Annotated in this window: 8 protein-coding genes; 5 read left to right on the top strand and 3 right to left on the bottom strand. The window is 60.1% G+C overall.

The window, feature by feature from the left end:
• Positions 1–106: 106 nt before the first annotated feature.
• On the bottom strand, positions 107–1,009 hold the full coding sequence (locus QMX93_RS28365) for a LysR family transcriptional regulator (RefSeq protein ID WP_053117982.1): 903 nt from the start codon (positions 1,007–1,009) through the stop codon (positions 107–109).
• Positions 1,010–1,241: 232 nt separating this feature from the next.
• Between QMX93_RS28365 and QMX93_RS28360 the strand changes: the two genes are divergently transcribed.
• Together QMX93_RS28360 and QMX93_RS28355 are read left to right on the top strand one after the other, a co-directional pair.
• Positions 1,242–2,477, top strand: a complete 1,236-nt coding sequence (locus tag QMX93_RS28360) for an aminotransferase class I/II-fold pyridoxal phosphate-dependent enzyme (protein WP_282358847.1) — start codon at positions 1,242–1,244, stop codon at positions 2,475–2,477.
• Between the two features lie 15 nt (positions 2,478–2,492).
• Positions 2,493–3,659, top strand: coding sequence for an MFS transporter (locus QMX93_RS28355; RefSeq protein WP_282358843.1), 1,167 nt, complete (start codon positions 2,493–2,495; stop codon positions 3,657–3,659).
• On the opposite strand, the gene yiaY is transcribed toward QMX93_RS28355, so the two are convergent.
• Positions 3,656–4,804 (bottom strand): L-threonine dehydrogenase, encoded by a 1,149-nt coding sequence (gene yiaY / locus QMX93_RS28350; RefSeq protein WP_282358842.1) that lies wholly within the window; start codon positions 4,802–4,804, stop codon positions 3,656–3,658. The genes QMX93_RS28355 and yiaY overlap by 4 nt on opposite strands.
• Before the next feature lie 156 nt (positions 4,805–4,960).
• On the opposite strand from yiaY, the gene QMX93_RS28345 reads away from it, so the two are divergent.
• Entirely contained in the window at positions 4,961–5,980 is a 1,020-nt protein-coding gene (locus tag QMX93_RS28345) for a DUF4917 family protein (protein WP_282358841.1), read from the top strand.
• Between the two features lie 92 nt (positions 5,981–6,072).
• Here the strand turns inward: QMX93_RS28345 and QMX93_RS28340 are convergent, their stop codons facing one another.
• Complete coding sequence (locus QMX93_RS28340) at positions 6,073–6,615, bottom strand: XRE family transcriptional regulator (RefSeq protein WP_159814246.1); 543 nt, start codon at positions 6,613–6,615, stop codon at positions 6,073–6,075.
• A 106-nt stretch (positions 6,616–6,721) separates the two neighbouring features.
• Between QMX93_RS28340 and QMX93_RS28335 the strand changes: the two genes are divergently transcribed.
• Together QMX93_RS28335 and QMX93_RS28330 are read left to right on the top strand one after the other, a co-directional pair.
• Positions 6,722–7,504, top strand: coding sequence for an aldolase (locus QMX93_RS28335; RefSeq protein WP_008076855.1), 783 nt, complete (start codon positions 6,722–6,724; stop codon positions 7,502–7,504).
• Positions 7,505–7,527: 23 nt separating this feature from the next.
• Positions 7,528–8,409, top strand: a complete 882-nt coding sequence (locus tag QMX93_RS28330; RefSeq protein ID WP_282358838.1) for a dihydrodipicolinate synthase family protein — start codon at positions 7,528–7,530, stop codon at positions 8,407–8,409.
• Positions 8,410–8,481 lie beyond the last annotated feature (72 nt).

Raw genomic sequence — 8,481 nt, 5'->3', positions numbered from 1 at the left:
GCCGAAGGCTGCGATCTTTTGATCTGTTGTTTCAAGGGCAAGATCAAAAGATCGCAGCCTTCGGCAGCTCCTACAGGGGGGTTCGGCCACGCAGATGATTGGAATATCAGCCGCGCAAATGCTCAAACAACAACCGGCTCACCGGCGACAACCCCGCCTCATCGCGCACCACTACAATCAACGCGCGATCCGACCAGTCATCGGTCAACGGCACCGCGTGCAGCCCCAGCGCCTGGCCGAACAACTCATACGCCCGCTGCGGCAAAATTCCGATGCCCATGTTGGCCTGCACCATCCGGCACACCGCATCAAACCCCGGCACATGAATGCGAATGCGCAGCACCTTGCCCGCCTGCCGCGCCGCCGCGTGGGTGCGCATGTTGATCGAACTGGCCGCGTGCAAACCGACGTAATCACTGTCCAGCGTTTCGGCAAAAGCTACGGATTCACGCGCGGCCAACGGATGCTCCGGCAACATCACCACCACCAGTTTGTCCTCGCGGTACAACACGCTGTGCAGGCCCTTGATGTCGCTGTCGTTGGAGCAAATACCGAGATCCGCGACGCCATCGAGCACGCCCTGAATCACCCCGGCACTGGGCCGTTCTTCAAGGTCAGTCTTGACCTGCGCATGCCGCGCGGAAAAGTCGCGCAAGTCTTCCGGCAGAAACTGAATGATCGCCGAGAGGTTCGCCAGCATCCGCACATAGCCGCGCACACCGTGGCTGTGCTCGCCCAGTTCCAGGCCCATCTTCTCGACGTTAAACAACATCTGCCGCGCGTGGTGCAGCAGCGTTTCCCCCGCCGGCGTCAGCGTCATGCCCTTGGCCTGGCGCACGAACAGGCTGATGCCCAGCGCTTCTTCCAGTTCCATCAAGCGCTTGCTCGCCGCCGACACTGCGATGGCTTCGCGCGCGGCGGCGCGGGTCAGCGTGCCCTCTTCATGCACGGCGACAAACAGTTGCAGGGTGATCAGGTCGAGGCGGCGAATCAGGCTTTTTTGCAGCATGGAAGGCTCGCTGGCGGGGACATTCGAGTCGGCAGGATAGCCCGGTTTTCGTTGAAGTCAGACATGTGATTAATCCGCCGACGTTCGTGGCTTCGCCCTACAAACAAAACTCTATCGCCTCTCAGGATTCGCGGAATCGGCCTATTTTTGTCCGACTTTTCGCTCTGTAAAGTCTGGCAACACACACAAATTGCAACACCCCATGGATCGCTACGCTCAAGGAATGTCGCCTGTGAATCTTCCGTTGCACACCCCGAATCTGTATTCCAATTTCCGCAAGATCATTGCCCTCGCCGACTACGATTGGGACATCGCCGAACAGGGCAAAGTCGCCGGTCTCAATGTCGAAGTAAAAAGCCCCAACCACCTGCTCGATCAGTACGGGCGTGAATTCCATCACTTCTGCACGACCTCTTATCTCGGGCTCGATCACCACCCGGCCCTGCTCGAAGGCGCCATCGATGCCCTGCGTGAAACCGGCAGCTTGCGCGTCGCCAACTCGAAAAATCGCTGCAAACTGGCGATTCTCGAGCAGTACGAAAACGAGCTGTCGCAACTGTTTGACACGGTCTGTCTGAGCACTTTGTCGTGCAGCGCCGCCAGCGCGGGGATCCTGCCGTTGCTGGCCAGCGGCATCTTCACCGAAGATCAGCCGCCGGTGATGGTCTTCGACCGCCACGCGCACTACTCGATGAATCATTTGAAAGCCGCGTGCGCCGATGAGACCCGCGTGGTCACCGCGCCGCACAACGACATGGATTTTCTCGAACGTGCCTGCCAGCAACACGGTCGCGTGGCGTATGTCGCTGACGGCGCGTACAGCATGGGCGGCGTCGCCAACATGGAAGGTCTGTTGTATCTGAAGGATCGCTACGGGCTGTTTCTGTATCTGGATGATTCCCATGCGTTGTCCGCGGTCGGTCAGCACGGCGCCGGGCTTGTGCGGCCACGGGTGGCGGCGCTGGAAGAGGATTGCCTGATCGTCGCGTCGCTGGCCAAGTCGTTTGGCGCCAGCGGCGGTTTGGTGATGCTGGGCAATGAGCGGCAGAAAACCCTGATCCAGCGTTACGGCGGGCCGAGCAACTGGTCGCAGAGTCTCAACTGCGCGGCGATTGGTGCCGGCAGAGCGTCGATCCGCCTGCATCGCAGCGCTGAATTCGCCGCGCTGCAAAGCAACCTTCAGGCTAATATCCGCCTCTTCGACAGTCTGATCAGCACCGATCAATGCCACAGCAACATGGCCATCCGCTTGATCAAATGCGGGCAGGCGGCGGTGGCCAATCGAGTGGCCAGCGAACTGGCCGAACAGGGATTTTTCACCAGTGCGGTGTTTTTTCCGGTGGTTGCACAAGGCAAGGCAGCCATCCGCATTACGCTGCGCGCCGACATGCCGCCAGCGCTTATTCGGCGCTTCTGCGAACTGATCACCGAGCTGTTGCGCACCCACCGTTGTGATCTCGACGACTGAAAACAGGGACGAATCATGAACGCCAGCGTCACTCTCCTGATCACCTGTAGCACGGTTTTTCTCGCCCAGTTGGGCATGAGTATTTATTTGCCGGCGCTGCCGGAAATCGCCCGCTATCTGGCGGCGGATCCTGCGCAGGTGTCGTGGGGCTTGTCGCTGTACCTGATCGGCATGGCGCTGCCGATGTTGTTCTGGGGCAGTCTGGCCCAGCGCATCGGCCGCAAACCGGTGTTGCTGGCGGCGCTGGCGATTTACGGCCTGGCCAATCTGGCCTTGCCGCTGGGTTCGACGCTTGAGTGGTTTTTGCTGCTGCGACTGCTGCAAGGCGTCGGCGCCAGCGGTATTTCGGTGATGGCGCGGGTGCTGATCCGCGACAGCTTTCGCGGCGATCTGCTGGCCAAGGCGTTGTCGTGGATTTCGATCTCGTTCGTAGTGGCGCTGGGCATCGGCCAATACTTGGGCTCGATCATCGAGGTGACGCTGGGCTGGCAGGCGATTTTCTACCTGCTCGGCGTGGTCTGCCTGGTGATGGCGCTGATCGTTTCGCGGGTGGCTTTCCCTGCCGTCGCTGACGAACCGATCAGCGCCTCATCGTGGTCGGCTTATCGGCAGATTCTGCTGCATCGGGCATTTCTTTTGCCGGCGCTGGCCGGTGGTTTGGGCTACGGCGTGATCATCGCCTTCAACACCGCAGCGCCGCTGGTTTTGCAGGGGCCGTTCGCCTGGTCGACGGTGGATTACGGTTTGCTCGGCTGGCCAATCAGCGCGGCGTATTTTCTGGGTGCGCTGGCGGTCAATCACTTCGTGTTGCGCACCGGTCAGGCGTGGTTGATGACCGTTGGCGTCGGTCTGGTGTTGGCCGGTAGCGGCGTGATGTTGCTGGGCAGTCTGGCGGCCAGTTCCATCGCGCTACTGTTTTGGCTGCCGTATTGCGTGGCGGTGTTCGGGCAGTCGTTGAACTACCCGATCAGCCTGTCACGCGCCAACGATGGCGCGCCGATTGCCGGTGCATATGCGATGGCGCTGAGTGGCTTCATTCATCAATTGATGGCGGCGATCATTGGCGCGATGGCCAGTCTGATCGCCAGTCCACAGGCTTGGCCATTGTCGCTGCTGTGTACGTTGCTGGCCGTCGGCGCGATGCTCTGCGTAAAGCTCGCGCCGGGGGATGGCAAGCGTTAGAAGGCGTTGCGGAAGATTTCCTCGATTTGCCGTTGATCCGCTGCGCGCGGGTTGGTAATGCCGCAGGCGTCTTTCAGTGCATTGGTGGCGAGGATCGGGATGTCGCTGAGTTTGGCGCCGAGTTCGCGCAGACCGCTCGGGATGTCGACGTCTTTGGCCAAGGTGCGGATCGCGGTGATCGCCGCTTGCGCGCCCTCCTCGGCGCTGAAACCACGAATGTCGGCGCCCATTGCGTGGGCAACATCGGTCAGGCGATCGGCGCAGACCAGCGCGTTGAAGGTCTGCACATGCGGCAGCAACACGGCGTTGCACACGCCGTGGGGCAAGTCGTAAAAACCGCCCAACTGGTGCGCCATCGCGTGCACAAAACCGAGCGAGGCGTTGTTGAAAGCCATGCCGGCGAGGAACTGCGCGTAGGCCATGTTTTCCCGTGCGGCGAGATCTGTGCCGTCGCGCACGGCCAGGCGCAAGTTGTTGCTGATCAGGGTGATTGCTTTCAACGCGCAGGCGTCGGTGATCGGATTGGCGGCGGTCGAGACGTAAGCCTCGATGGCGTGGGTCAATGCGTCCATACCAGTCGCGGCGGTCAGTCCTTTGGGCATGGCGACCATCAGTTCCGGGTCGTTGACCGACAGCAGCGGCGTGACATTGCGGTCGACGATGGCCATTTTCACGTGACGCGATTCGTCGGTGATGATGCAGAAACGGGTCATCTCGCTGGCGGTGCCGGCGGTGGTGTTGATCGCGATCAGCGGCAGTTGTGGCTTGCTCGATTGATCAACACCTTCGTAATCACGGATTTCCCCGCCGTTGGTCGCACACAGGGCAATGCCTTTGGCGCAGTCGTGGGGCGAACCGCCGCCCAGCGACACGACGAAATCGCAGCGGGTTTCCTTGAGCAAACCCAGCCCGGATTCGACGTTGGCGATGCTCGGGTTCGGTTTGGCGCCGTCGAAAATCACCGAATCGATGTCCTGCATGGCCAGCTTCTCGGCGACCATCGTCGCCACGCCGGCCTTGGCCAGCCCCGTGTCGGTGACGATCAGCGCTTTGCGAAAACCGTAGTTGCGGATCGCGACCATGGCTTCGTCGAGGCAGCCGTTGCCCATGATATTTACCGCCGGAATGAAAAAGGTGCTGGTCATGCGCGCGTCTCCTGACAGGGGCCGAATCGACTGCTCCGATTCAGCGGATAAGCACAGCATCGACCGATCGGTCAGCGCCGATGTTGATCTGGCTCAATGCCCGCTCGTGATAAAGTCGCCGCCCATCAGCCCCTATGTTTTGAGACTTCCTACGCAATGACCGATTTTCTGGATGTCGACGCCAGCCTTGAAGACTGGAACACCCTGCGCGCCGCGACCGAGTTCAACGGCCTGCTGGTGGGCAATGGCGCCAGCCGCGCGGTGTGGGACGATTTCGGCTACGACTCGCTGTTCGAAAACGCCCGCACCGTCGAAGAGAAACCGTTGAGTGCGTCGGAACTGGCGGTGTTCGACGCCATGCAGACGCGCAGTTTCGAGCAGGTGCTCGGCGCGCTGAAAACCACCAGCCGGGTCAACAAGGCGCTGGCCGTCAGCTCCGCCGCCCCGCGCAATCGCTACTACGCCATCAAAGAAGCGCTGATCAACACGGTGCACGCCGTGCACATTCCGTGGCGACTGGTGAAAGCCTCGACGCTGGCGACTTTGAATGAAGAACTGGCGCGCTATCGCACAGTGTTCACCACCAATTACGACTTGCTCAACTACTGGGCGCTGCAACACCAAAGCGATGCCATCGACGACCTGTTCAACGGCGCCAACGCGAGTTTCGATCTGAGCGAAAGCGCCACTGACAAACCGCGTCTGCTGTACCTGCACGGTGGCCTGCACCTGGTGCGAAATCAGGACGGCACCGCGCGCAAACTGACCTCGACCGAGGGCACGCTGCTCGGCAGCTTCGCGATCAACAATACGATCAAGACGCTGGATGACGTGCCGCTGTTCGTCACCGAAGGGCCGAGCGCGGACAAGCTCAAAACCATTCGCAGCTCGGATTATCTGTCGTTCTGTTATGAGCAATTGCTCGGGCATGGCGACAGTTTGTGCATCTTTGGCCACGCGTTGGCCGAGCAGGATGCGCACATTGTGCGGGCGCTACGCTTGGCGAAACCGAAGACTGTAGCGATCTCGATTTATCCGCGCAGTGCGGCGTTTGTGCAGCACCAGAAGCGGCACTACGCGCAGGTGTTTGACGGGACGGGGGTTGAGTTGCGGTTTTTTGATGCGAAGACGCATGCGCTGGGCAGTCCGAAATTGTCGGTACCGGTCGAGGTTTGATGTAAGCCGCACCGACGCCTTCGCGAGCAAGCTCTGCTCCTACAGGGATCGCATTCCTTCTGTAGGAGCAAAGCTTGCTCGCGAAGCTTTTATCAATCCTCAGCGCTGTGCACCACCACCAGCAACTGCGCCTGCACCTCCCCTACCGACCGGATCCGGTGCGGTTTCTGTGCATTGAAGTGCAGCGCATCACCGCGTTGCAGCAGCACTTTCTCGTTCATGAAATCCACTTCCACCTGCCCTTCGTGAACGAACAAAAACTCCTCGCCCAGATGCTCCTTGAAGGTCTTGTCGCTGAATTCGCTCGGCGGATAGATGATGAACGGCAGCAAATTGCGCTCGCTGACCTGATGCGCCAGCACCGCGTAACCCGGGCTCTGATCATTCGCCGCCAGTGACTGCCGCTCGTGGCTGCGCACCAGGCTGTAGCTGTCGAGGCTGACGTTGTCTTCCGAGAACAATTCCTCGACCTTCACATTCAGCGCTTTCGCCAGTTTCAACGCGGCGGCAATCGACGGGGTGTTCAGCCCGCGCTCGACTTTCGACAGATAACTCTTGGTCATGCCGGATTTTTCGGCCAGTGCCTCAAGGGTTACGCCAAGTTTTTTTCTCAATAATTTCAAACGGATAGACATGCGCAGCGGTTATTCCATCAAGGAAGCGACGATTTGTGCTTGCCAATGACACCTTGTGTCATATAGCCTCTTTCGTGTCATTTGCAATCACCCAAAGGACACAGACATGGCCAAGACATTAGCACTACCCAAAGACCAACTGGTCAAGCAAGCGCTGACCCAGATGCAAAAAAGCCTTGCGGATAATACGTGGACAGACCGGCAAAAGCTGGCTTTGACCTGCCGGATTCTTTTCGAAAATGGTCACGACTCCGGCCTGGCCGGACAAATCACTGCCCGTGGCCCGCAGCCCGGCACCTATTACACTCAGCAACTGGGCCTGGGTTTCGACGAAATCACCGCGAGCAATCTGCTGCTGGTCAACGAGGATCTGGAGGTTCTCGAAGGTCACGGCATGGCCAACCCGGCCAACCGTTTTCACAGCTGGGTGTACCGCGCTCGCCCGGACGTGAACTGCATCATCCACACCCACCCGACGCACGTTGCCGCGTTGTCGATGCTGGAAGTGCCGCTGCAGATTTCGCACATGGATCTGTGCCCGCTGTACGACGACTGCGCGTTTCTCGAAGGCTGGCCGGGCGTGCCGGTGGGCAATGAAGAAGGCGAGTTGATCGCCGGTGCGCTGGGCGACAAACGCGCGATTCTGCTTTCGCACCACGGTCAGCTGTCGACCGGCACGACGATTGAAGAGGCGTGTGTCATCGCCCAATTGATCGAACGCGCGGCGAAATTGCAGCTGCTGGCGATGGCGGCAGGCACGATCAAACCGATCATCCCCGCGCTGGGCCGCGAAGCCCATGACTGGATCGCCAAGCCGAAACGCCACGCCGCCGCCTTCAACTATTACGCTCGGCAGAACCTGCGCCAACACGCCGATTGCCTGAACTGAAACCTCATTACGGAGACGCTCCCATGTCCAACATTCACGGCATCATCGGCTATACCATCACCCCGTTCAGCGCCAATGGCGAAGGGCTCGATCTGCCGGCACTCGGCCAATCGATCGACCGCCTGATCGCCAGCGGCGTCCACGCCATCGCGCCATTGGGCAGCACCGGCGAAGGCGCGTACCTGAGCGATTCGGAGTGGGATCAAGTTGCTGAATTCAGTATCAAGCACGTGGCCAAACGTGTACCGACCATCGTCAGCGTGTCCGACCTGACCACCGCCAAAGCCGTGCGCCGCGCACGCTTCGCCGAAGCCCACGGCGCCGACGTGGTGATGGTGCTGCCGGCCTCGTACTGGAAACTCACCGAAGCGGAAATCCTCGCCCACTACCGCGCGATTGGCGAGAGCATCGGCGTGCCGATCATGCTCTACAACAACCCGGCCACCAGCGGCACCGACATGTCGGTCGATCTGATTCTGCGCATCGTCAATGCCGTGGAAAACGTCACCATGGTCAAGGAGAGCTCCGGCGACATCCAGCGCATGCACAAGCTGCAATTGCTCGGCGAAGGCCACGTGCCGTTCTACAACGGCTGCAATCCACTGGCACTGGAAGCATTCGCGGCCGGGGCGAAGGGCTGGTGCACGGCAGCGCCGAACCTGATTCCGCAGTTGAATCTGGATCTGTATGAAGCAGCGATGGCGGGCGATCTGGATCGCGCGCGGGATCTGTTTTATCGCCAGTTGCCGCTGCTGGACTTCATTCTGAAGGGCGGCTTGCCGGCGACGATCAAGGCCGGGTTACGCCAGACCGGGCTGGAGGTGGGTGATCCACGCCTGCCGGTATTTGCATTGAGCGCGGCTGGCCAGACCCAACTACAAACAATCCTGAAAACCCTGCGCTGATCCCCCGGCAATCAAACCCCCTGTAGGAGCTGCGGGCCCCGGCGGGGATTTTTTTTTTTTTTTTTTAAATTT

It is taken from the genome of Pseudomonas sp. PS01303, assembly GCF_029959385.1.
Lineage (GTDB): Bacteria > Pseudomonadota > Gammaproteobacteria > Pseudomonadales > Pseudomonadaceae > Aquipseudomonas > Aquipseudomonas rustica.
Note: the sequence above shows the minus strand (reverse complement) of the source record. Positions and strands in the feature narration are given on the sequence as shown.

Excerpts from the sequence above, each read along its gene's own strand:
- QMX93_RS28365 (WP_053117982.1), bottom strand. The coding sequence starts at position 1,009 with ATGCTGCAAAAAAGCCTGATTCGCCGCCTCGACCTGATCACCCTGCAA.
- QMX93_RS28355 (WP_282358843.1), top strand. The coding sequence starts at position 2,493 with ATGAACGCCAGCGTCACTCTCCTGATCACCTGTAGCACGGTTTTTCTC.
- yiaY (WP_282358842.1), bottom strand. The coding sequence starts at position 4,804 with ATGACCAGCACCTTTTTCATTCCGGCGGTAAATATCATGGGCAACGGC.
- QMX93_RS28345 (WP_282358841.1), top strand. The coding sequence starts at position 4,961 with ATGACCGATTTTCTGGATGTCGACGCCAGCCTTGAAGACTGGAACACC.
- QMX93_RS28340 (WP_159814246.1), bottom strand. The coding sequence starts at position 6,615 with ATGTCTATCCGTTTGAAATTATTGAGAAAAAAACTTGGCGTAACCCTT.
- QMX93_RS28335 (WP_008076855.1), top strand. The coding sequence starts at position 6,722 with ATGGCCAAGACATTAGCACTACCCAAAGACCAACTGGTCAAGCAAGCG.
- QMX93_RS28330 (WP_282358838.1), top strand. The coding sequence starts at position 7,528 with ATGTCCAACATTCACGGCATCATCGGCTATACCATCACCCCGTTCAGC.